This is a genomic window from Denitratisoma sp. DHT3, from assembly GCF_007833355.1.
Taxonomy (GTDB): Bacteria; Pseudomonadota; Gammaproteobacteria; order Burkholderiales; family Rhodocyclaceae; genus Denitratisoma.
Genome location: NZ_CP020914.1, coordinates 868,208 through 890,411, shown reverse-complemented (window position 1 = coordinate 890,411; position 22,204 = coordinate 868,208). Strand labels below are relative to the sequence as shown.

At 63.1% G+C, this 22,204-nt stretch carries 23 protein-coding genes and 2 tRNA genes; 16 read left to right on the top strand and 9 right to left on the bottom strand.

Annotation, left to right across the window (positions count from 1 at the left end):
- The first annotated feature begins 4 nt into the window (after window positions 1-4).
- From lpxD to B9N43_RS03995, 8 genes are all read left to right on the top strand, one after another.
- On the top strand, window positions 5-1,033 hold the full coding sequence (gene lpxD / locus B9N43_RS04030) for a UDP-3-O-(3-hydroxymyristoyl)glucosamine N-acyltransferase (protein ID WP_145841037.1): 1,029 nt from the start codon (window positions 5-7) through the stop codon (window positions 1,031-1,033).
- Window positions 1,030-1,476: a 3-hydroxyacyl-ACP dehydratase FabZ gene (gene fabZ / locus B9N43_RS04025; RefSeq protein WP_222428792.1), complete on the top strand. Its 447-nt coding sequence runs from the start codon at window positions 1,030-1,032 to the stop codon at window positions 1,474-1,476. Before lpxD ends, fabZ begins: the two co-directional genes overlap by 4 nt.
- Complete coding sequence (gene lpxA, locus B9N43_RS04020) at window positions 1,473-2,255, top strand: acyl-ACP--UDP-N-acetylglucosamine O-acyltransferase (RefSeq protein WP_145841036.1); 783 nt, start codon at window positions 1,473-1,475, stop codon at window positions 2,253-2,255. Before fabZ ends, lpxA begins: the two co-directional genes overlap by 4 nt.
- A gap of 84 nt (window positions 2,256-2,339) precedes the next feature.
- Entirely contained in the window at window positions 2,340-3,500 is a 1,161-nt protein-coding gene (gene lpxB / locus B9N43_RS04015; RefSeq protein WP_145841035.1) for a lipid-A-disaccharide synthase, read from the top strand.
- The gene (gene rnhB / locus B9N43_RS04010) at window positions 3,497-4,066 is read left to right on the top strand and encodes a ribonuclease HII (protein WP_145841034.1); all 570 of its coding nucleotides are present in this window, start codon (window positions 3,497-3,499) and stop codon (window positions 4,064-4,066) included. Before lpxB ends, rnhB begins: the two co-directional genes overlap by 4 nt.
- Window positions 4,063-4,860 (top strand): TrmH family RNA methyltransferase, encoded by a 798-nt coding sequence (locus tag B9N43_RS04005; RefSeq protein WP_145841033.1) that lies wholly within the window; start codon window positions 4,063-4,065, stop codon window positions 4,858-4,860. The genes rnhB and B9N43_RS04005 overlap by 4 nt, the downstream gene beginning before the upstream one ends.
- Window positions 4,853-6,805, top strand: a complete 1,953-nt coding sequence (locus B9N43_RS04000; RefSeq protein WP_145841032.1) for a TonB-dependent receptor plug domain-containing protein — start codon at window positions 4,853-4,855, stop codon at window positions 6,803-6,805. The genes B9N43_RS04005 and B9N43_RS04000 overlap by 8 nt, the downstream gene beginning before the upstream one ends.
- A 134-nt stretch (window positions 6,806-6,939) precedes the next feature.
- Window positions 6,940-7,857, top strand: a complete 918-nt coding sequence (locus tag B9N43_RS03995) for an ABC transporter substrate-binding protein (protein ID WP_145841031.1) — start codon at window positions 6,940-6,942, stop codon at window positions 7,855-7,857.
- Window positions 7,858-7,927: 70 nt separating this feature from the next.
- On the opposite strand, the gene B9N43_RS03990 is transcribed toward B9N43_RS03995, so the two are convergent.
- The 5 genes from B9N43_RS03990 to B9N43_RS03970 all read right to left on the bottom strand — a co-directional run bounded on the left by B9N43_RS03990 (window position 7,928) and on the right by B9N43_RS03970 (window position 14,555).
- Complete coding sequence (locus B9N43_RS03990; RefSeq protein ID WP_145841030.1) at window positions 7,928-9,157, bottom strand: DUF1015 domain-containing protein; 1,230 nt, start codon at window positions 9,155-9,157, stop codon at window positions 7,928-7,930.
- Between the two features lie 18 nt (window positions 9,158-9,175).
- Window positions 9,176-12,619 carry a transcription-repair coupling factor gene (gene mfd / locus B9N43_RS03985; RefSeq protein WP_145841029.1) on the bottom strand — a complete coding sequence of 1,148 codons (3,444 nt, stop codon included), beginning with the start codon at window positions 12,617-12,619 and terminating at the stop codon, window positions 9,176-9,178.
- Between the two features lie 367 nt (window positions 12,620-12,986).
- Complete coding sequence (locus tag B9N43_RS03980; RefSeq protein ID WP_145841028.1) at window positions 12,987-13,376, bottom strand: polymer-forming cytoskeletal protein; 390 nt, start codon at window positions 13,374-13,376, stop codon at window positions 12,987-12,989.
- 210 nt (window positions 13,377-13,586) lie between these two features.
- Entirely contained in the window at window positions 13,587-14,123 is a 537-nt protein-coding gene (locus tag B9N43_RS03975; RefSeq protein WP_145841027.1) for a hypothetical protein, read from the bottom strand.
- A 117-nt stretch (window positions 14,124-14,240) separates the two neighbouring features.
- Complete coding sequence (locus B9N43_RS03970; RefSeq protein ID WP_145841026.1) at window positions 14,241-14,555, bottom strand: hypothetical protein; 315 nt, start codon at window positions 14,553-14,555, stop codon at window positions 14,241-14,243.
- Window positions 14,556-14,827: 272 nt separating this feature from the next.
- Between B9N43_RS03970 and B9N43_RS17725 the strand changes: the two genes are divergently transcribed.
- Both B9N43_RS17725 and B9N43_RS03960 read left to right on the top strand, forming a co-directional pair.
- Window positions 14,828-15,124 (top strand): helix-turn-helix domain-containing protein, encoded by a 297-nt coding sequence (locus B9N43_RS17725; protein WP_145841025.1) that lies wholly within the window; start codon window positions 14,828-14,830, stop codon window positions 15,122-15,124.
- A gap of 130 nt (window positions 15,125-15,254) precedes the next feature.
- Window positions 15,255-15,722, top strand: coding sequence for a helix-turn-helix domain-containing protein (locus B9N43_RS03960; protein ID WP_145841024.1), 468 nt, complete (start codon window positions 15,255-15,257; stop codon window positions 15,720-15,722).
- A 40-nt stretch (window positions 15,723-15,762) separates the two neighbouring features.
- Here the strand turns inward: B9N43_RS03960 and B9N43_RS03955 are convergent, their stop codons facing one another.
- A complete protein-coding gene (locus tag B9N43_RS03955; RefSeq protein WP_261379384.1) occupies window positions 15,763-16,521 on the bottom strand; it encodes an EF-hand domain-containing protein in 759 nt (252 codons plus the stop codon).
- Between the two features lie 326 nt (window positions 16,522-16,847).
- Window positions 16,848-17,054 (bottom strand): hypothetical protein, encoded by a 207-nt coding sequence (locus B9N43_RS03950; RefSeq protein WP_222428791.1) that lies wholly within the window; start codon window positions 17,052-17,054, stop codon window positions 16,848-16,850.
- 136 nt (window positions 17,055-17,190) lie between these two features.
- Between B9N43_RS03950 and B9N43_RS03945 the strand changes: the two genes are divergently transcribed.
- The 5 genes from B9N43_RS03945 to B9N43_RS03925 all read left to right on the top strand — a co-directional run bounded on the left by B9N43_RS03945 (window position 17,191) and on the right by B9N43_RS03925 (window position 19,346).
- Window positions 17,191-17,637, top strand: a complete 447-nt coding sequence (locus tag B9N43_RS03945) for an NfeD family protein (protein WP_145841023.1) — start codon at window positions 17,191-17,193, stop codon at window positions 17,635-17,637.
- A gap of 22 nt (window positions 17,638-17,659) precedes the next feature.
- Window positions 17,660-18,508, top strand: coding sequence for an SPFH domain-containing protein (locus tag B9N43_RS03940; RefSeq protein WP_145841022.1), 849 nt, complete (start codon window positions 17,660-17,662; stop codon window positions 18,506-18,508).
- Between the two features lie 15 nt (window positions 18,509-18,523).
- Window positions 18,524-19,066 carry a DNA-deoxyinosine glycosylase gene (locus B9N43_RS03935; RefSeq protein ID WP_145841021.1) on the top strand — a complete coding sequence of 181 codons (543 nt, stop codon included), beginning with the start codon at window positions 18,524-18,526 and terminating at the stop codon, window positions 19,064-19,066.
- A 22-nt stretch (window positions 19,067-19,088) separates the two neighbouring features.
- Window positions 19,089-19,164, top strand: a tRNA-Arg gene (locus B9N43_RS03930).
- A gap of 106 nt (window positions 19,165-19,270) precedes the next feature.
- Window positions 19,271-19,346 (top strand) — tRNA-Val (locus B9N43_RS03925).
- 46 nt (window positions 19,347-19,392) lie between these two features.
- On the opposite strand, the gene B9N43_RS03920 is transcribed toward B9N43_RS03925, so the two are convergent.
- The gene (locus B9N43_RS03920) at window positions 19,393-19,878 is read right to left on the bottom strand and encodes a DUF3016 domain-containing protein (protein ID WP_145841020.1); all 486 of its coding nucleotides are present in this window, start codon (window positions 19,876-19,878) and stop codon (window positions 19,393-19,395) included.
- Window positions 19,879-20,056: 178 nt separating this feature from the next.
- Between B9N43_RS03920 and B9N43_RS03915 the strand changes: the two genes are divergently transcribed.
- The gene (locus B9N43_RS03915; RefSeq protein WP_145841019.1) at window positions 20,057-20,920 is read left to right on the top strand and encodes an HDOD domain-containing protein; all 864 of its coding nucleotides are present in this window, start codon (window positions 20,057-20,059) and stop codon (window positions 20,918-20,920) included.
- 13 nt (window positions 20,921-20,933) lie between these two features.
- Here B9N43_RS03915 and B9N43_RS03910 read toward each other — a convergent pair whose 3' ends face one another.
- Window positions 20,934-22,157 carry a methyl-accepting chemotaxis protein gene (locus tag B9N43_RS03910; protein WP_145841018.1) on the bottom strand — a complete coding sequence of 408 codons (1,224 nt, stop codon included), beginning with the start codon at window positions 22,155-22,157 and terminating at the stop codon, window positions 20,934-20,936.
- Window positions 22,158-22,204: the final 47 nt, after the last annotated feature.

Sequence of the window (22,204 nt, the reverse complement as noted above, 5' to 3'; positions counted from 1 at the left end):
GGAGGTGATGCTCACCTTGAGCGAGATCGTCGCCCGCCTGGGCGGCGATCTTTCCGGTGACGGCTCCCAGCCCATCCATACCGTATCCTCTCTGGAAGGCGCCGGCCCCGGCGCGGCGACCTTCCTCTCCAATCCCAAATATCGTCGCCAGCTGGCGACCACCGCGGCGTCGGTGGTCATCCTGGTGCCGGAGGCCGCGGCGGATTGCCCGGTCGCCAGCATTGCCACGCCGCAACCCTATCTGTATTTCGCCCGCCTCTCGCAGTGGCTGAATCCGCCGGCCCGGCCGCCGGTGGGCATCCATCCCCAGGCCCGGGTGGAATCTTCGCTGCCGGCCAGTGTTTCGGTCGGAGCGGGTGCCTGGATCGGTCCGGATGCGGTGCTGGGGGAGAACGTGGTGGTCGGCGCCAACTGCAACATCGGCGCTGGCGTCGAACTGGGCGAGGGCACCTGGCTTCATCCCGGCGTCAGCGTTTATGCCGGCTGCCGCCTGGGACAGCGGGTGATCGTCCATTCCGGCGCGGTGATCGGTGCCGATGGTTTCGGCTTCGCAAGGGAAACGGACGGCCGCTGGGTCAAGATTCCCCAGGTGGGAAGGGTGATCGTCGGCGACGATGTCGAAATCGGCGCCAACACCACCATCGACCGCGGCGCGCTGGAGGACACGCTGATCGAGGAGGGGGCCAAGCTCGACAACCAGATCCAGGTCGGCCACAACGTCCGCATCGGCGCCCATTCCGCCCTGGCCGGCTGCGTCGGCATCGCCGGCAGCGCCCATATCGGCCGGCGCTGCACCATCGGTGGCGGCGCGATCATCCTCGGCCATCTGGAAATCGCCGACGACGTTCATGTCTCGGCGGGTACGCTGGTGGCAAAATCGATTGCCCGCCAGGGCAGCTACACCGGTACGGTGCCTTTCATGGCCCACGACGACTGGCTGCGGAATTTCGCCAGACTGCGCCATCTGGATGCGATGGCCGATAAAATACGCGCCCTCGAAAATCGCATCGCCGAACTGGAGAAGAAGTCATGACCTCGATGGACATCCATCAGATCCTCGAACACCTGCCGCATCGCTACCCTTTCCTGCTGGTGGACCGGGTGCTCGACGTGGTGCCGGGGGAGCGCATCACGGCCCTGAAGAACGTCACCATCAACGAGCCGTTTTTCCCCGGCCACTATCCCCATCATCCGGTGATGCCCGGCGTGCTGATCATCGAGGCCCTGGCCCAGACCGCCGCCATCCTCTCTTTCCGCACCATGGGCGGCAAGCCCGACGACAAGTCGGTGTATTACTTCGTCGGCATCGACAACGCCCGTTTCAAGCGTCCCGTCAGCCCCGGCGACCAGTTGATCTTCGAAGTCTCCATCAGCGCCAACAGGCGCGGCATCTGGAAGTTCGCCGCGGTGGCCAAGGTGGATGACCAGGTGGCGGCGGAGGCCGAACTGATGTGCACGGTGCGGGCCATCGAATGAGCGGAACCCGCATCCACCCGACCGCCATCGTCCATCCTCATGCTCGGCTGGGGGCGGATGTCGTCATTGGCGCCTATACCATGGTCGGCGAGCATGTCGAAATCGGGGATCGAACCGAGGTGGGGCCCCATGTCGTGGTCGAGGGGCATACCCGGATCGGCTGCGAGAACCGGATTTTCCAGTTCGCCTCCATCGGCGCCGCGCCCCAGGACAAGAAGTACGCCGGCGAGCCGACCCGGCTCGAGATCGGCGACCGCAACGTGATCCGCGAGTTCTGCACCTTCAATCGGGGCACCACCCAGGATGCGGGGGTGACCCGCCTGGGCGACGACAACTGGATCATGGCCTACGTCCATCTGGCCCATGACTGCCAGGTGGGCAACCGCGCCATCTTCGCCAACAACGCCCAACTGGCCGGCCACACCCATGTCGGCGACTGGGTGATCCTGGGCGGTTTCACCGCGGTGCATCAGTTCGTGCGCATCGGCGCCCACAGCATGACGGCGCTGGGCACCATCCTGCTCCAGGACCTGCCGCCCTACGTGATGGCTTCGGGCAATACCGCCGAGCCTCACGGCATCAACAGCGAGGGGCTGAAGCGGCGGGGATTCGCGCCGGAAGCGGTGGCGGCGATTCGCCGCGCCTACAAGACGCTCTACAAGTCGGGGCTCAAGCTGGACGAGGCCCGCGCCGCCATCGCCGAAAGCGCCCAGACACAGCCGGAGTTGAGAATCCTGGCGGATTTCCTGGCCGAGCCGGGCCGGGGCATCGTGCGCTGAGTTCGCAGCCGAACGCCAACAGGCGGGTTTTCCCGTCTATTGGCGCATTCAGGCCGGGGACCGATAGACGAAAATCCCTTCGATATGAATGCACCCAGAATCGCCCTCGTTGCAGGGGAAGCCTCCGGCGACCTCCTGGCCGCCCACCTGATCAACGCACTGAAGACGCATCTGCCCGACGCCCATTTTTACGGCATCGGCGGCCCCAAGATGCAGGCCACGGGATTCGAGGCCCTCTGGCCCGCCGAAAAGCTGGCGGTGCGCGGTTATTTCGAAGTCCTGCGCCATTATCGGGAAATCACGCGCATCCGGCGCCAGTTGCTGAGGCAGTTGAAGCGGGACAAGCCCGATGTCTTCATCGGTGTGGATGCGCCGGATTTCAACCTGTGGCTGGAACGGCGGGTCAAGTCGGCGGGAATTCCCGCCATCCATTTCGTCAGCCCCTCGATCTGGGCCTGGCGGGGCGGCCGGATTCGCAAGATTGCGCGCGCCGTGACCCGGATGCTGGCGCTGTTTCCGTTCGAGCCGGAACTCTACGAGCGCCACCGGGTGCCGGTGAGCTATGTGGGGCACCCGCTGGCCGACGTCTATCCGATCGAAGTCGATCGCCGCCAGGCGCGCGAACGGCTGGGCCTGAGCGAGGAGACCGGGCCGCTGTTCGCCTTGTTGCCGGGCAGTCGGCAGTCGGAGTTGCGATATCTGGCTGCCACCTTCATCGAAACCGGCAAGCGCCTGCTGGAGCGCTTTCCCCAGGCGCGGTTTCTGGTGCCCCTGGCGTCGCGGGAGACCCGCAATCTCTTCGAGACCGCCCTGTGGCGCCTGGGCGCCCAGGACATGCCCTTCAAGATGCTCTTCGGCCATGCCTCGGATGCACTGGCGGCCTGCGACGCCGCCCTGGTGGCGAGCGGTACCGCGACCCTGGAGGCGGCGTTGATGAAGCGCCCGCTGGTGATCGCCTACAAGATGTCGCCCTGGTCATGGCGCATGATGCGGCGCATGCGCTACCAACCCTGGGTCGGCCTGCCCAACATCCTGGCCGGCCGTTTCGTGGTGCCCGAATTCCTGCAGGACGAGGCCACGCCCGAAAACCTGGCCCAGGCTCTGGGCAACCAGGTCGTCGATCCCGCGGTGGCGGCGCGGATCGAGGCGGTGTTCACCACCATCCATCGCACCTTGCGCCAGAACACCGTGGAAAAGGCCGCCGCCGCGATCCTGCCCCATCTGCGCCAAGGGACGGCCGGATGATCTGCGGCGTGGACGAGGCCGGGCGCGGCCCGCTGGCCGGCGCCGTGTATGCCGCCGCGGTGATCCTCGATCCTGGCCGGCCGATCGAGGGGCTGGCCGACTCCAAGAAACTGAGCGAGCGCAAGCGGGAACGCCTGGCGCTGGAAATCCGGGAAAAAGCCCGCGCCTTTCACGTGGCCTCGGCCTCGGTGGAGGAAATCGACCGGATCAATATTCTCCAGGCCTCCCTGCTGGCGATGGCCCGTGCCGTATCGGGCCTGCGGGTCGCGCCGAGCGAAGTCCTGGTGGATGGCAACCGCTGCCCGTCCCTGACCTTGCCCTGCCGGGCGATCGTCGGCGGAGATGCCAGCGTCGCCGAGATCTCCGCTGCCTCGATTCTGGCCAAGGTCGCGCGGGATGCCGAAATGCGGGAAATGCACGGCCGCTATCCGCAGTACGGTTTCGACGTGCACAAGGGCTATCCCACCGCCGCCCACCTGGCCGCCTTGAATGCCCATGGGGCGAGCGCGATCCATCGGCGCAGTTTCGGCCCGGTGCGCCGTCTGCTTGATGCCTGTCGGCCATGAAGGTCATCGTTTCCCGCGACAACCCCACTTTCAAGCAACTGCGCCTGCTGGCCGAGGATGCGCGGGAGCAGCGGCGCCAGGGGCGCACCGTGCTGGATGGTCCGCACCTGGTATCCACCTACCTGCAACGCATCGGCTTGCCGCGTCTGCTGGTGGTCAGCGAATCCGGTGTGGACAAGCCCGAGCTTCTGGCGTTGCTCGATCGGCATCGGGGCCTGGAGCCGCTGTGCCTGCGGGACAGCCTGTTCAGGGAGATCAGCGGCACGGCGGCGCCGGTCGGCATCCTGGCGGTGATCGATGTACCCGAGCCCCCGCCGATGGCGGCCGACAGCGGTTGCCTGCTGCTGGATGCGGTGCAGGATGCCGGCAATCTGGGATCGATCCTGCGCACCGCGGCGGCGGCCGGGTTGCGCGATGTATTCCTCGGCGCCGGCTGTGCCGGTGCCTGGACCCCCCGCGTACTGCGGGCCGGGCAGGGTGCCCATTTCTCGCTCGCCATTCACGAGCGGGCCGATCTGGCCGCGTTGATACGCAGCTATCGGGGCCGGGTGCTGACCACCGACGTGGATCGCGGGCAGTGCCTGTTCGAGTTGGATCTTGTCGGCCCCCTGGCCTGGCTGTTCGGCAACGAAGGCCGGGGCGTGGCGCCGGAACTGGCCGCCCTGGCGGATGCACGAGTGACCATTCCCGTGGCCTCGGCGGTGGAATCGCTGAACGTGGCGGCCGCCGCGGCAATTTGTCTATTCGAGTCGGTCCGGCAGCAGCGGATCGCGCCAGGAGTTCCCCATGCGTAAATGTCTTCCGCTTGCGGCAGCCCTGCTGCTGATCAATGGCGAGGCCGCCTGGGCCCAGGAGTCGGACAGCCCGGATTTCCCGGTCGTATTGACCGCTTCGCGCATGAAACAGTCCCAGTTGCGGGCGCCCTCCGCGGTGACGGTGATCGATCGAGGCATGATCGAGAAGTCCGGCGCGCGCCAGATCGCCGATCTGATGCGGTTCGTACCGGGGGCGGTGGTGGGCTATAACGACGGCAACTGGCCGGTGGTCTCCCTGCGCGGCATGTCCGGCGTCTATGTGTCATCCCTGCAGGTGCTGATCGACGGCGTTTCGGTCTATTCGCCGCTCTGGGGTGGAATGCAGTGGAGCGATCTGCCGCTGGGGCTGGATGACGTGGAGCGCATCGAGATCATTCGCGGCGCCAATGCGGCCCTGTTCGGACCCAATGCCTTCAGCGGCGTGATCAACATCATCACCCGTGAGCCGGGGGCGGACTGCGGTTCTAAGATCGGCGGCAATCTGGGGCAGGGCGGGATCGCCGACGTCGCGTTCAGCCATGGCGGCGCCAGCGCCGACTGGCACTATCGCCTCAGTGCCGGTCAGCGGGCGAGCGACGGCTTCACCTCCCGGCCCGACAGTCAGCGCCTGCTCTACGCCAATCTGCGCGCCGAATACCACATCAATGGCAACGACAGCCTGCAACTCACCTCGCGCTGGGACGACGTGACCAAGGACGTGGGCGATTACCGGCTGCGCGGCAACGCCATGCAGCCGCATACCGAGCAGGGCCATGGCGCGGATTTCCAGTTGCGCTGGACCCGCGCGCAGTCGGCCGACAATGAATTCTGGGTGCAGTATTACCATCAGCGGACGCAGCGCTGGAACCATGTCAATGTGGATTTGCGGGACACGTTCTCGCTGCCGCGCGTGGGGCCGTTCGCCAATCCGCTGCCCTACCTGATCGACATTGATTTCCTCACCCAGCGCGATGGCGTCGAGTTCCAGCAGACGCTGCGCCTGAACCAGGGGCTGCGCTCGGTATGGGGGCTGGAAAGCCGGCGCGACGGGGTGGTATCCACCCGACTGATGGGAACCGGCAGCGAGCGGGCGAGCATCCTCAACCGGGGTTTCGTCGGCCTGGAATGGCAGATGAACGACCAGTTGGCGCTGCACACCGCCGCCATGCTCGAACGCAATACCCTGGCCAAGACAGCCTGGTCGCCCAAGGTGGCATTGACTTACGAACCGGTCGCGGGCCACGTGCTGCGGGCCAGCGTGAGCCGAGCCCAGCGCACGCCCACGCTGCTGGAAAAATATGCCAACTACTATTTCGACGTGCCCGGTCAGGGGCGCATTCAGTATCGCCTGAGTTCCGGCGCCATGAACAGCGAGTCGGCCATTTCCGAAGAGATCGGCTATGCCCTCGAATATCACCCCGCCCGGGTTACGCTGGACATGCGCTGGTTCCGCGACCGCTACCGCGGTCTGGTCGGCATGGAGAACAAGGACGTCGTCAATCAGGATGAGGTCCGTGTCCAGGGCGGTGATCTGACCGCGCGCTGGGAGCCTCGGGATGGTACCCGCCTGCGCCTGGCCTATTCCGCGAATCGGGTCCATGCCGACGACCGGGGCGGCTCCTACAGCATCAGCGTGCCGGCGAGCACCCTGTCGGCATACTGGGATCAAGCGCTCACCCGCACGATGGATTTTTCCCTCAATTATCAGCGGGTCGGCGCCATGTTCTGGCTCGACAGCGGCCAAAAGAAACGCAGCCTGCCGCCGATCGACTACTTGAATCTGCGTCTGGCCAATCGGATGACCCTCGGCCCGCATCGGGTCGTGCTGGCCTGGGTGATGCAGAACGCCCTGGGCAGTCATTCCGAGTATTACCTTGGAATCTTCGGGACGCCGGTGACGCGGGCGACGAGAATCAGCTTTATCGAGTTCTCAGTGGAGTTCTGATTTGCTTCCGGCATGGGATAGATGATAAAAGCATCACTTCTACATCAGGCGCAGAAAGCATTCCGGCCAATGTGCAATGTGATTTGATCGGCATTGGCATCCCAGACCACTGACTGCATGCGGCCGCCATCGACGTGATCCCTTTCCGTGTCCCGCTCATCGTCATCGCACTCCTCTCGCTGCCGGGCCGGGCGGAAGGCTTGGTGGTGCGCCTGCTCAGCAGCGACGACAACAGCTATATGCAGCGCATCGGCAGTAACCTGGAGGCCCTGCTGCGCCATGCGGAGGCGCCCATCAGGGTGGAGTCCGGCAACGGCGGGCCGTTGCCCAAGGGCGTGCGGCGCCTGACGGTGACGGTGGGCATGAAGGCCTGGCGCAGCCAGGCGGCGGAATCCGGTGGCGAAGGGGCGGTGCTCGCCGTGGCCCCGACTCGAGCCGCGTTCGAGGAACTGCGCCCGCGGATGTCCGGACCGGTCGGCGTCATCTACATGGACATGCCGCCGGGGCGCTTTTTCAACCTGATCCAGACGGCGATGCCGCAACGGACCGCGGTCGGGATGCTGGCGTCGGTGGGTACCCTGGTCGGCCCGCAGTCCGCGCCGCAGCTCGGGCGATTCGAGGCCAGCGCCGCCGAGCGGGGTTTGCGTCTGGTCTCGGACAAGGTGAACAGCGAGGCGGAAGTGGGGCCGGCGATCGAACGCCTGGTGCGGCAATCCTCGGTATTCCTGGCCATCCCCGATCCGCTGGTGCACACCGTGAATACCGTGCAGCCCCTGCTGCTGCTGACCTATCGGGCCAACGTTCCGGTGATCGGCTATTCCGAAAGCTATCTGAAGGCGGGCGCGATCCTGGCGCTATACGCGACGCCCGAGCAGATCGCCCAGCAAGCCCTGGAAACCATCCTCGCCTATCGCCAAGGCAAGGCCATGCCGCCGACGCAAACGGCGCGTTATTTCACGGTCCGGATCAACGACACGGTGGCCCGCTCCCTCGGCATCGCGCTGCCGCAGGCCACCGAGTTGGAGGAGCGGCTGCGGCAGATGCGGGATTGATCGGCGGCGCGATCCAGGAAGGAGATGGGAGTGGGTGGCGCGGGCTGCGCCGCCGGACGGACGCGCCGAATCAGTCCAGCACGTGGGACACCAGGCCGTCCGCCAGCTTGGGCTCGAACCAGGTGGACTTGGGCGGCATCACCTCACCGGCGTCGGCCACGGCCATCAGGTCTTCCATGCGGGTCGGATGCAGCGCGAAGGCCACGGCCATTTCACCGCTGTCGACGCGCTTTTCCAGTTCTCCGAGACCACGGATGCCACCGACGAAATCGATGCGCTTGTCCCGACGCAGGTCGGCGATGCCCAGCACCGGCCCCAACAGATGGTCGGAGAGCAGGCTCACGTCCAGCCGCGCCACCGGGTCGGCGGTCGGGATCAGGTCCGGCCGGATGGTCAGCCGCAGCCAGCGGCCGGGCAGGTAGAGGCCGAATTCGCCGGGTTTGGCCGGATGCACCGGTCCGGCGGCGCGCTCCACGTTTTCCACCGCGAAGGCCGCGTCCAGCCGGGCGAGGAAATCGGCTTCCGACAGGCCGTTCAGATCCTTCACCACCCGGTTGTAGTCCATGATCTTCATCTCGTGATGGGGGAAGATCACCGACAGGAAATAGCCGCTGGCGCCGGCCCCTTGCCGGGCGGCGGCCACCCGCGAGGCGGCGGCGGAGCGATGGTGGCCGTCGGCGATGTACAGCGCGTGCATTGCGTCGAAACTGCGGGTCAGGGCAGCGATCAGACCGGCGTCGCGGATCACCCAGATGGTGTGGCGGATGCCGTCGTCGGCGGTCACGTCCGCATCGGGCGCGCCGGCGGCGGCGCGGGCCAGGAGGGCGTCGGCCTCGGGACAGGCCGGATAGGCCAGCAGCACCGGACCGGTCTGGGCGTTCAGGGCCTCGATCTGGCGCACCCGGTCGTCCTCCTTGTCGGGACGGGTGAACTCGTGTTTGCGGATGCGGTTGCTGTCGTAATCCCTGACGTTGGCGGCGGCAACCAGCCCGGTCTGCACGTGGCCGCCCATGGTCAGGCGGTAGGCGTAGTAGCACTCGCTCTCGTCCTGGGCGAGGATGCCGGCGGCCAGCATCTTGCCGAGGTTCTCCACCGCCTTGGCATAGACCTCGGGCGCGTAGGGATCGGTCTGCGGCGGCAGGTCGATCTCCGGCTTGGAGATGTGGAGGAAGCTCCAGGGCTTGCCGTTCGCACGCTGTCGGGCTTCGTCGCTGGAAAGCACGTCGTAGGGGGGCGCGGCGACGCCGGCGGCCTGGCCGGCGGTGGGGCGCAGGCCACGGAAGGGTTTGATCAGGGACATGGATTTCCTTTCACAGATTCAGGCGCTGAGCTTGCCGAAAAGTTCGCGTACCGCCGCCACTCGCTCCTGCAGATTGGAGGTCGGCTTGTGCCAGGTCAGCTTGTCCTGGCCGGCCAGCTTGTAGCTGCGGTCGGACTGGATCAGGCGTATGACGTTCATCGGGTCGATGGGCGGATTCGGCACGAATTGTACTTGGATGGACTGCGGGCCCGCGTCCAGTTTCGAGACGCCCAGCGGATCGCCCAGCAGCCGCAGGCGGTGGGTTTCCAGCAGGGCCAGGGCCTGCGGCGCCGGTTCGCCGAAGCGGTCGATCAGTTCCTCGCGCAGCGCGCGCAGGCTGTCCTCGTCCTCGCAATTGGCCAGGCGCTTGTAGAGCGTGAGCCGTTCATGGACGTCGGGACAGTAGTCGTCTGGCAGCAGGGCCGGCGTGCGCAGATTGATTTCCGAGGTGACGGACAGCGGCTGGGTCAGGTCCGGCAGCGCCTTGCCTTCCTTCAGCGCCTTCACCGCCGCATTCAACATGTTGGTGTACAGGGCGAAGCCGATCTCCTGGATTTCGCCGCTCTGGTTTTCGCCCAGCACTTCGCCGGCGCCGCGGATCTCCAGGTCGTGCATGGCGAGGAAGAAGCCGGAACCCAGTTCCTCCATCGCCTGGATCGCCTCCAGCCGGCGCTGGGCCTGGGCCGTGGGCTTGGCGTGCTCGTCGGTGAGCAGGTAGGCGTAGGCTTGGTGATGGGAGCGGCCGACGCGTCCGCGCAACTGGTGCAACTGGGCGACGCCGAAGCGGTCGGCCCGGTTGATGATGATGGTGTTGGCGTGGGGATTGTCGATGCCGGTCTCGATGATGGTGGAGCACAGCAGCAGGTTGTGCTTCTGCTGGGTGAATTCCCGCATCACTCGCTCGAGCTCGCGCTCCGGTAGTTGCCCGTGGCCGACGACGATGCGGGCCTCGGGCAGCAGCTCGGCCAGGCGCTCGCGCATGTTCTCGATGGTCTCCACCTCGTTGTGCAGCAGATAGACCTGGCCACCGCGCTTGAACTCGCGCAGGCAGGCTTCGCGTACTTGGCTGGCGGCCCATTTGGCAACGAAGGTCTTGATCGCCAGCCGCTTCTGCGGGGCGGTGGCGATCACCGAGAAATCGCGCAGCCCTTCGAGGGACATGCCCAGGGTGCGGGGAATCGGCGTCGCGGTCAGGGTCAGCACGTCCACCTCGGCGCGCAGGGTCTTCAGCGCCTCCTTCTGGCGCACGCCGAAGCGATGCTCCTCGTCGATGATCACCAGACCCAGGCGCTGGAAGTTCACATCCTTCTGCAGCAGGCGATGGGTGCCGATCAGAATGTCGATCCTGCCTTCGGCCAGGCCGTGGATGGCTTCCGCCTGCTCCTTGGCGGAGCGGAAGCGCGACAGCTCCGCCACCTTCACCGGCCAGTCGGCGAAGCGGTCGGAAAAGTTCTGATAGTGCTGTTCCGCCAGCAGGGTGGTGGGGCACAGCACCGCCACCTGCTTGCCGCCGGACACGGCGACGAAGGCGGCGCGCATCGCCACTTCGGTCTTGCCGAAACCGACGTCGCCGCAGACCAGCCGGTCCATCGGCTTGCCCGAGCGCATGTCGGCCACCACGGCGTTGATCGCGGCCAGCTGGTCGGGTGTCTCCTCGAAACCGAAGCCGTCGGCGAAGGCCTCCAGGTCGTGGGTGTTGAATTCGAACGTGTGGCCCTGGCGCGCCGCCCGCTGGGCATACAGATGCAGCAGTTCCGCCGCCGTGTCGCGCACCTGCTCGGCGGCCCTTTTCTTCGCCTTCTCCCACTGGCCCGAGCCCAGCCGGTGCAGTTCCACGCTTTCCGGATCGGCGCCGCTGTAGCGGGAGATCACCTGCAACTGGGATACGGGCACGTAGAGCGCGGCGCCGCCGGCGTATTGCAGATGCAGGAACTCCGTGTCGCCGTCGCCGTAGTCCATGTGGACCAGGCCCAGATAGCGGCCGATGCCATGCGACTCATGCACCACCGGGTCGCCGATCTTGAGTTCCGACAGGTCGCGCAACCAGCCCTCCAGATTGGCGCGGCGGGCCGTGTCGCGCTTGTGGCGGGGCCGCGCCGTGGCGGCGTAGAGCTCGTTCTCGGTGATGAAGGCCAGCTTCGCCTGCGGCAGCAGGAAGCCGCCGGAGAGCGGCGCCACGCCCAGCATCAGGGGCGCGTCGGCCGCGGCGAAGCCAGCGCAGTCGGCGCAGGGCTGGGAAACGACACCGTGTTCCGACAGGTATTCCTGCATCGTCTCGCGCCGCCCCGGGGATTCGGCCAGCAGCAGCACGCGGCCGCCGAAGCCGTGCAGGAAGGTTTTCAGCGCCGCCAGGGGATCTTCCGCCTTGCGATTCACCTCCACCGCGGGAAGGCGGCTCGCGAGCGCCTCGCCCTTGCCTTCGCTGCCCAGGCGCAGGGCGGGGTAGGCGTGGGTGGCGGCGAAGAACTCCTCGTCGCTCAGGAACAGGTCGGCCGGCGCCATCACCGGACGGGAACGGTCGCCGCCCAGCATCTTGTAGCGGCTCCTGGTGTCGGCCCAGAATTCGCCGATGGCCGCCGGCACGTCGCCGTGGAGCGCCAGGGTGGTCGTTGCCGGCAGATAGTCGAACAGCGTCGCCGTCTGGTCGAAGAACAGGGGCAGGTAATACTCGATGCCCGCCGGCAGGGTGCCGCTGGAGACGTCCTTGTACAGCGCGATGCGCGAGGCGTCGCCCTCGAAGGTCTCGCGGAAGCGGCTGCGGAACTTGTTGCGTCCGGCTTCGCCGAGCGGGAACTCCCGCGCCGGCAGCAGGCGGATCTTCGGCACCGGATAGAGCGTGCGCTGGCTATCCACGTCGAAGGTGCGGATCGTCTCCACCTCGTCGTCGAACAGCTCGATGCGATAGGGCAGGGCGGTGCCCATCGGGAACAGGTCCACCAACCCGCCGCGCACGCTGTATTCGCCCGCCGCCACCACCTGGGTGACGTGCTGGTAGCCCGCCACCGTCAACTGCTCGCGCAGCCTGTCCAGGTGCAGGGTCTCACCCTTCTTGATGAAAAAGGTGTGGGCCGCCAGGAAGCTCGGCGGCGCCACCCGCGCCAGCGCCGTTGCGGCGGCGAGGATCAGCACCTCGCATTCGCCGCGGGTCACCGCGTAGAGCGTCGCCAGGCGTTCGGAGATCAGGTCCTGGTGCGGCGAGAAGTTGTCGTAGGGCAGGGTTTCCCAGTCCGGCAGCAAATGGACCTTGAGTCCCGGCGCGAACCAGGAGATCTCATCCTGCAGGCGCTGGGCCTCCAGCGGACTGGCCGCCACCACCACAAGCAATTGCCCGGGCAACGCCAGTTGCGCCAAGGCCAGCGCGTCGGCGGAACCGGCGAGGAGGGGAAGATCGAGGCGGGCACCCGGCTTGGGCAGGGAAACGGGAGCAATGCGCGGCAGAGGCGCGGGCAGGGAATCCGGCACGGGAAGAGGAGATTACAGCGGGGAGATGGCCGAATTATAGCGGGGGTGTATCGGGGGGAGGGGGCGGAAAAGGTTTGTGAATGACTATGGAATTAATGGGCTCAATGTGAGCGGAGTTACTCCGCTTCTCCACAGGGGGGATGGCGGATCGGTTGTATCGGACTGAGCCAGCCCGCCAGGATTTCGAATGGTCGCCAGGGCTGCATGATGGTCCTCGGGCGTCTGACCGACGAGGAAATGCGCGTTTCTGTCGAACAGATCCTCCAGGTGCAAGAGGGGGCGGGTGCTCTTGCCGATGGGATATTCGTAGGAGATCACGCGCTAGCGGTCTGTCGAACTTGAGACTTGGCGAGCCGAAGAGGCTGCCTCAAATCATGTTGGTCGACTCGGTGAATGGAGTCGGCTCGCCGCGGTGGCAGGTCAATCGCCCCTGGATGACGACACCAGGCGGAACTTCGATAACGCCGTACGCCACGTCTCCCGTTATTCGGGAGGTGGGTCGCAGTTCCAGGTTGTCGGCCACCGCCGTGCCGAGGATCGTACCGCTCACAATCAGATGCGATGCGCGTGCGCTGCCGTCGATCAGGCCATGTTCGCTGACGACCAGCGTGCTGGATTCGTTGTCGCTGCACACGTCGCCACGAATTTCGCCATCGATGCGCAGGTCATCGTGAAACTTCACAGTACCGATGATTCGGGTTCCCGCACCGATCAGCGAGACAACGCGTTTCCGCTGGGTCAGTTGTCGAAAAAACATGGAGGCACTTTAAATAGGTCAAAACTCAAAACGGCAGGCTGGCGATCAGCCTCCTGCGGTTCTTGTCCAGCAAACCATCCTGGTCGTCGCCATCGTGTCATACCCAGGTGGCTTTCACTTTGAGGATGTGGCGGCTGCCGGCATGCGGTTGTCGACGTTCTGGGTGATACGTCCCCAGTTGTAAAAGGTGGTGAGCGTGAAACCTGCCGGCTAGGCTGTTGAGTCGATGGTGTGACCAAGAACGACAGCGTTGGCTTTGGCTTCGAAAAGGGACGATATGCTTTCGTACTGTTTGTGACAGGCGGAGGCGGGTAAGCCCAAGTTTTTGCATTTGAGATGCATCGATGCCTGTTCTGTAGGTATCCTATGCGGCAGTGGCAGAATGAGCGGCGAGAAAATTCCTATTCTGGTATCGGGGAAATTCATTCGTGATGAAACCTGGACGATTGTTCCCCAAAATTCGATGCAATCTTTTTCCTTTGTAAGGCCGGATACCTCACCCTCCCAAAGCGGGTCCGTTGCGGTCTTGATGTGTTGGATGTCGGGTATGTTCTTAAAAATTGATGTTGCATGCCGGTTGTGCAAGTCGGACATTGCATAGCCAAGGATGAGCGTGACACCCAGATTGATTCGCTTGACCATGCCAGAGCCGTCGATAACGACAACGGCTCTCTTGGGTGTCATTAAAAGCTGACTCCAAGCCCGTGCTGCTTCATCGTGGCGTAGTAGTTGCTTTTTAAGTTCCATTCGCGCCCTATTATTTTTCTTCAAGCAAGCCAATGAAAAGAACAAATGAATATGAGATGCCAAATGCTGTAGGCAGTGCCCAGGGCGTGGGGCTGTAATACCCTTGGTAGAAAGACATTACTTGAACAGTGATTTGGAATAACCAACCACATCGCCAATTTCTTCTAAGAGAGGAGTCGGCAACAGTGAGCCCTCGGGCAGGCAGGCATAGAGCCTTGCGAGGAGGCTTCTTAAGTAATTGGATTCATCCTGGATTCGCCTTATTTCCATTTCTAGAGAAAGGATCGATTTTTTTAACCCAACAATCTCCAAAATTCTGCTTTTGCTTTTAAGTGCCAGGTGGTGGTGGCAAGAAAGTTTGTTGAGCTGTGTTTTCATCGTTTTTGAAGCGCGCGCTCTACCAAGATCATTGTTGTTCCCTTTTTTGCACATACTCCGCTTTCCTTTAATTCCTTAAAGGAAGACTGCGCCTCGCCTTCTGCCAAAGCTGTTTTTCATAAGGGTTTTGCAATTGGGCCTTCGTACGAGTTTTATTTTTTGGCATGCTGGAAAATATCATGGGAGATGCAGTTGAATGCAATATCGCATGCATTTGCATGCTTGTCAACATGGCTCCCTGAAAACTCTGTAATCACACATCGGTTACGGAGCCCCAATAACGACTGGCAGTCCGTTATTGGGCTTTCCTCTGTGGGGGTGCTTTTATGGCCAACACATTGAATAAAAAGGAAGTGGTGGCGTCTCGTTTGCGTGCTGTTCGCGAGAGACTCGGATTGACACAGAGAGAAATCGCCGAAAGAAGCCAAATTCCGCTCCCTTCTTACAAGGATTACGAAGTTGGCAATCGCATGCCTGGCGGGGAGGCGCTGGGGCTACTTGTTGCAAGGAAGACTGCGCCTCGCCTTCTGCCAAAGCTGTTTTTCATAAGGGTTTTGCAATTGGGCCTTCGTACGAGTTTTATTTTTTGGCATGCTGGAAAATATCATGGGAGATGCAGTTGAATGCAATATCGCATGCATTTGCATGCTTGTCAACATGGCTCCCTGAAAACTCTGTAATCACACATCGGTTACGGAGCCCCAATAACGACTGGCAGTCCGTTATTGGGCTTTCCTCTGTGGGGGTGCTTTTATGGCCAACACATTGAATAAAAAGGAAGTGGTGGCGTCTCGTTTGCGTGCTGTTCGCGAGAGACTCGGATTGACACAGAGAGAAATCGCCGAAAGAAGCCAAATTCCGCTCCCTTCTTACAAGGATTACGAAGTTGGCAATCGCATGCCTGGCGGGGAGGCGCTGGGGCTACTTGTTGCTTCAGGTATTAATGGGAACTGGTTGCTTACTGGACGGGGTGCGATGTTGCTGGGGGAGGAAGGGCCGCAGCGGGAACCTGATCCAGAGAAAAATTCTTTTGAGGGCAAAATTGATCCGAAACGGCTCGGGTATTTGTGCCGTTTGATTGACGAAATCTGTATGGAACGATCAATCGGGATCTCAGCTGAAAAGCGTGGTTATCTTTTGGCTCTGCTGTATGAATGCACTAATGATGTTGAAAACATCGATCCCTCGATTGTTGAGAATTTCGTATCGCTGGCTTCATGAAGCCGGCAGAGCGCAGAGCGCCCTGCCAGCAGCCAAGGCGTCAGGCAGTGACTGTCAGGGAAGACGTAGAAGCATGGGTGTTCTCATGCCCGAGGCCGTAGGCATCGGCCAGCTTCATGATTTGCATCATCAACTTGGCTTCGAAGTCATTGCTGCTGGAGGCTGCCTTTCCTGCACTGCCGGAAGCAGCGGCCGTTGAGGTGCCAGATTCTGCCGTGCTTTGCGACTGCTGATAGGCGATGATTTCCTGCATGGTCACCTTGCCGTCCTGGTTGGTGTCGGCGGCGTCGAAGTTCTGAACGATATTCGTCAGCATGCTGGAGAGACCGCTGTCACTACCGCTGACCTCTGTGGCTGCGCTGGTGAGTTCTTCCTTGGTCTTGCCCGCATCCTCTCCAGCGCCAGGAGGCGGCCCGGGCGGCATCCCACCCATCGAAGGCATCGCATCCTGCATGCGGCCGCTCTGAAACTGCTGGTCCAGTTGATCGGCAAGTTTCTGTAGCGAGTCCGAGAATTCCTGCTTGGTGACCTTGCCATCGCTGTCTGCGTCGAGTTTCGAAAAGAGATCATCGACGTTGGTCGAGGTATCCGAGGCGTTGGTCTTCGATGCCGCCTGGTCGAAGGCGCTTTGCAGGTCGGCCTTCTCGATGTACCCCTGTCCCGAAGTATCCAATTTGGAAAACAGGTCATTCGCCATCTCCGTTGGATCGGGGCGTTTCATGCCACGCATTCCCTGCATGCCGCCCATCCCCTGCATCATCATCGAACCACTGCTGCCGATGCCGCTTATGCTGCTCATGATTTGCTCCTTTCAGTTGGTCGTCCAAAGTGGGTACGGACCGTGCCGCACGCCAGGTCGCTGATGCAAGACAACGGCCAGAACCCCTGTCAATTCAGGTGCTTCGGTGTAAATCTGGGTTAATTGCCGTTAAGGCGACCAGGGTATTGGGCGGGTAATGGCATCCTCCAATGTCTTTCCGAGATCCGAATCGGCAATGGCGGCATCAATTGCCGACATGTCAAGAAGCGTTAATCCGCTGCGGTTTCAGCAGGATGCGACGCGGCTGCGGCGCCTTCTATGCAGGCGCCGGCAAACTCTGCCAGCCTGGGCGTGATCAATTCCTGTTAAAGGTTGCCGCTGCGACGCCTGGCTTCCGCCGCGCCTTCGATCAGGCCGATGGTCAGCGCGCTGACGCCCAGGCCGGCCACCATGAAGGCCGGCAGCAGACTGTGGATCAGTTCGGAAGAGACATCCATCAGCAGGCTGACGCCGCCGAGCATCCAGATGGTGGCCGGAAGGCGGGATCGGTCTTGCTGAAGCGGTGTCGGCATGATCAACGGAGGCCCGGCGGCTGCGCGTCGTCCACTGGAGTCGGGCGCACAGTGTCATGCCGTTTGGCAACGGCGTCCAGCGCCGGCCGGGCATTACAATGTTGCCCGGCAGTTCATTTCAAAGGAGCGTGATTCGATGGATCTGAACCCCGAGTGGTGGCACTGGGCGGTGGCGGGCATCGTCCTGATTCTGTCGGAACTGGCGGTGCCGGCCTTCGTGCTGATCTGGTTCGGCGCCGGGGCATTGGTGGTGGCTCTGGCGTTGGCGCTGGTCGCGATCGGCTGGACTGCGCAACTGGCGCTGTGGCTGCTGGTGTCGTTGGCGCTGACGGCGGTCTGGTTCCGTTTCTTCAAGCCCGGCCAGCTCAAGACCCGCATCGGCGCCTCCGATCCCAGCGTGGTGGGGGAGGTGGGGCTGCTTTCCCGTGCCGTGGGGCCCTTCCAGCGCGGCGAAGTGCGGCTGCAGAAACCGGTGCTCGGGGCGGATATCTGGCCTTGCATCGCCGACGAGGCGATCAATGCCGGCGAGCGGGTCAAGGTGGTTGCCGTGGAAGGCAGCCTGTTGAAGGTAGCCAAAGCCTGATCGAGGCGAGAGGAGATTCGAGATGGAACTGTTTGTCGTTGCCCTGCTGGTATTTGCCATCGTCACCCTGCTCAAGGGGGTGCGCATCGTACCCCAGGGGGAGGAGTGGATCGTCGAGCGCCTGGGCAAGTATCACGGCACCCTGCTGCCGGGGCTGTCGGTGATCATTCCCTACCTGGACCGTATCGCCTACAAGCTGGTGACCAAGGACATCATCCTCGACGTGCAGGAACAGGAGGTGATCACCAAGGACAATGCGGTGATCCTCACCAACGCCATCGCCTTCATCAAGGTGACGGACCCGATCAAGGCGGTCTATGGGGTGACGGATTTCGCCGAGGCGATCCGCAACATGATCATGACCACCCTGCGCTCCATCATTGGCGAGATGAACCTGGACGAGGCGCTTTCCAATCGGGACAAGATCAAGGCCCGCCTGCGGGAGAGCATCGCCGACGAGGCCATCGACTGGGGCCTGACGGTGAAGTCGGTGGAAATCCAGGACATCAAGCCGTCCGAGTCGATGCAACGAGCCATGGAGGCCCAGGCCTCCGCCGAGCGCGAGCGCAAGGCCATGGTGACCAAGGCCGAGGGCAACAAGCAGGCCACCATCCTCAACGCCGAGGCCCAGCTGCAGGCGGCGCGCCTGCAGGCCGAGGCGCAGGTGACCTTGGCGGAGGCCAGTGCCGAGGCCATCAAGCGCGTCAGTACCGCGATCGGCCAGGAGGATGCGCCGATGCGCTACCTGCTGGGCGAGAAGTACATCGCCGCGATCGGCAACCTGTCGAAGTCGGAGAACGCCAAAACCGTGGTGATCCCCGCCGATATTCAGGAAAGCCTGAAAGGAATGCTCGGCCGCAAGGCGGGATGAATCGGCGCAGCAGCCGTGACCCCGCCGCTATTGCATGGCCTGCCGCCGATCATCGACGCCGGTGCCCGGATCCTGATCCTGGGCAGCTTTCCTTCCGTGGCGTCGCTGGAGGCGGGGCACTACTATGCCCATTCCCGCAACCAGTTCTGGCGGGTTCTGGCCCAGGTGCTGGAGCGGCCGCTGCTGTCCATGGACTATGAAGACGTGCAGGCGGCGGTGCGCCAGGCGGGCTTCGCCGTCTGGGACGTTTATGGACGCTGCCGGCGCCAGGGGAGTCTCGATACCGCGATCAGGGACGCCCAGGCCAACGACTTCCGGCGCTTGAAGGCGCTTGCCCCGTCGCTGACGCGGGTCTGCTTCAACGGCACCACGGCGGGAAAGTTCGCTCCGCAACTGGCGGCGCTGGGGTACGAGACCCGGCTGCTTCCCTCCACCAGCCCCGCCTACACGCTGTCCTTCGAGCGCAAGCTGGCGCTTTGGAAAGACGCTCTCCAACCGACCCTGGCCGCGGAAAATTTCCCTGGAGGCTTGAGCACATCATGCGGCGACACGGGGTAGAATCGCCCCCCGCGGGTCATGGGCCCTGGTAGCTCAGTGGATAGAGCAACCCCCTCCTAAGGGGTAGGTCGGACGTTCGATTCGTCTCCGGGGCGCCAGTTCAGCACTCAGGACAGGGCAGGGTCATCGTCAAGGTCCTGTCAAAATCGAGGTGGCTCCCATATAATTCGCGTCCCGCGTCTCTCGCCCGGCTTGAGGCGCATCGGGTGCTTAGCTCAGTTGGTAGAGCGTCGCCCTTACAAGGCGAATGTCGGCGGTTCGAACCCGTCAGCACCCACCAGGACAACCCGTCGAGAACCCGCTTTGCCACTGGCCTAGCGGGTTTTTTACGGCTGGTTTTTCAGGTTCGACCTGAACCACTCCTCCAGCATCAATTTTTCGTAGCGCAGCGGATCGGACTGGGGATATGTATTGACCCGCTCCAGGTAATTGATGTCCGAGACCCACTCCTCGCCCTGCCGCAGGACCTTGTCGCCCTCCGTCAGCGTGTAGCGCAATTTGACGCGCGGCCAGTCCTCCGCCTTCAGGACGCGGACGTCGTCGGTGCGGCGGAGGCGAAAACTTTCATAGCGCCCAGCGAGATCGACGTCCAGTATCTCGACTTTCATATTCTGCGTGGCGGGCAGGTATTTTTTCCCCATCTGCCGCAGATGCTGTTCCAGGCCGCGCAGGGTGCGATCGATATCGCGTTGATGGATACCGACATCCTGGTACTTTTCCGGCGAAATCAGGGAAACGCTGACTTCGCTCCGAGCCGCGGCAGCGGCGCACAGGGCGAAAATCAACAAGAACAGACCCTTAAGGGATCTCATGATGGCTCTCCTCCGGTAAGCGTTGTCGATCACGATAGCACCTGAATGGACAGAGGGGTGTATCGCATGGTTTCATCCCGTCGTGCTGGATGGTTTCATTGTCTTGCGGTTTTGCACAGGCATTGACTGACGTCGGGCTCGGTTGGTTGATACTTCTTCTCACGGAACGGTTTTTCTCATGATCGAGTCTCCCTTCGCTGACATCGAAGCCTGGTCCGCATACTACGAGGTAGCAGATTTGCCGGTGCTGCGCCATACGCTGCAGCAACTGGACGAGATGCGGGAACGTGCCGAATCCATGAATGGCCGTGCATTGGCGGTGGTGATCCTGCGGGACCCATTGTTGACGTTGCGTGTGTTGAATTACATCGAAAAGCACCGCAGCCATAGGCAGTTGACCGACATCACCACGATCGAGCGCGCCTTGATGATGATCGGCATGGGGCCGTTCTTTCGAGACTTCGAGAACCTGCCTCTGATCGAGGACAGGCTCAAGTCCCACCCTCGGGCCTTGCTGGGGCTGCTCAAAGTGATTGCCCGGGCCCGGCGGGCGGCGGGCTGGGCGCGGGACTGGGCGGTGATGCGCCATGATCTGGATGTGGATGAAATCACCGTCGCGGCGCTGCTGCGTTACTCATGCGACATGTTGATGTGGTGCTTCGCGCCCGGCCTTGCGCTGAAGGTGCGTGAACTGCAGGCCAACGACAGGCATCTGCGCTCTTCGGTTGCCCAGAGAATGGTATTCAACGTCAAACTGGACGATCTGCAGATGGCGCTGGTGAAGCAATGGCACCTCCCCACGCTGTTGACCACGCTGATGGACGCCGGGCAAGCCGACAATCCTCGCGTCCGCAACGTGATGCTGGCCTGCGATCTGGCGCGGCATTCGGGCAATGGCTGGGACGACCTGGCCCTGCCCGACGATTATCGTGCGATCGAGGAGTTGCTGCATATCGACCACCAGACCCTGATGAACAAGCTGGGGCTCGAAGCGGCTCCGTCAGCCGGTGAAACGTCGGCGACCGGAGCAGGGGAGGGGTGACTCCCCGTAGCGGTTACTGCAAACGAAAGCGCTTCACCGTCTTTTCGAGGTCTCCGGCCAGCGATTCCAGTTGCTGGGCTTCCTCGGCGACCTGAAGCGCCGCGTTGCCGTTGGATTCGGCCATGCCGGCGATGTGTTTGATACTGCCGCCGATGGATTCGCTGGAGGCGACCTGTTCCCTGACCGAGGTCAGAATCCGCTTCATGCCCTCGGAGGTCTGGGAAGCGACGTTGTTTGCTTCGTGGAGGGTTGCCGCCACATGGTCGAGATGCTGCTGCATGGTGACCAGCGCTTCCTGGCCATGCCGCAGCGACGATTCGACGATGTCCGACTGGCTCCCCAACGCATTGGTGACCGTATCGATTTCGTTGGCCGTGGCCGCGGATTTTTCCGCCAGTTTGCGCACTTCGTCGGCCACCACGGCGAAGCCCCGCCCCTGCTCGCCAGCCCGTGCGGCCTCGATCGCGGCATTGAGGGCCAGGAGGTTGGTCTGATCGGCGATCTCCTTCACCTCCTGGGTCATGGTGGTGATCGACTTCGCGCTGTCGATGAAAGCCTTGGCGGTCTGGGCGGCACCCTGCACGGCGACGCTGGCCTGGGAAAGGTCCTGAATGGTGCGGGTGAGATTGTTGATGCTGTCCTCGGAGCGCGATTTGCTGGCTTCGGCGAGACCGCTGGCGTCGGCCGCTTCGGTGGCCACGCCTTCCAGCGCGGAGGCCAGCGCGCCGACGACATCGACCGACGTGACGGCCACATCGTTCTGTACGGCGGTTTTCTGCTGGATGTCGGCGGTCATGGCGGTGAATTGGGAGGTGGTCGCGCGGACCTTGCTCGCCGCTTCGGTCAGCTGCCTGGCCATGTTGCCCAGGCTGCCCTGCAGACCGGCGATCGCCGCCAGCAGACTGTTGCTGTCGCCACGCTGGACTTCGATACGGAACGCCAGGTCGCCGTCGGAAATCCTTTTCACCACGTTGGCCGCGTATTGCGGCTCGCCGCCGAGCAGGCTGAGCAGGATGCGCACCAGTTGCACGAAAGCCGCCAGACCCACCGCGGAGGCGGTCAGGGTGACCCCGATGATCCACCATTGGGTCGATTGGGCCATCTCCATCAAACGGCCATCCAACTTGCCGGCTTCGTCGGCGAGACGCATGAACATCAGGAAGCTAAAGCCGTTGGCGACGACGGTCGCTATCGCGAGAACTGACAGGACGAGGACCAGCCGGTTGCGCAGTGACATTTGTGATGGCTCCGTGGATCAGGATAAATAGATGTCAATCTGCAAAC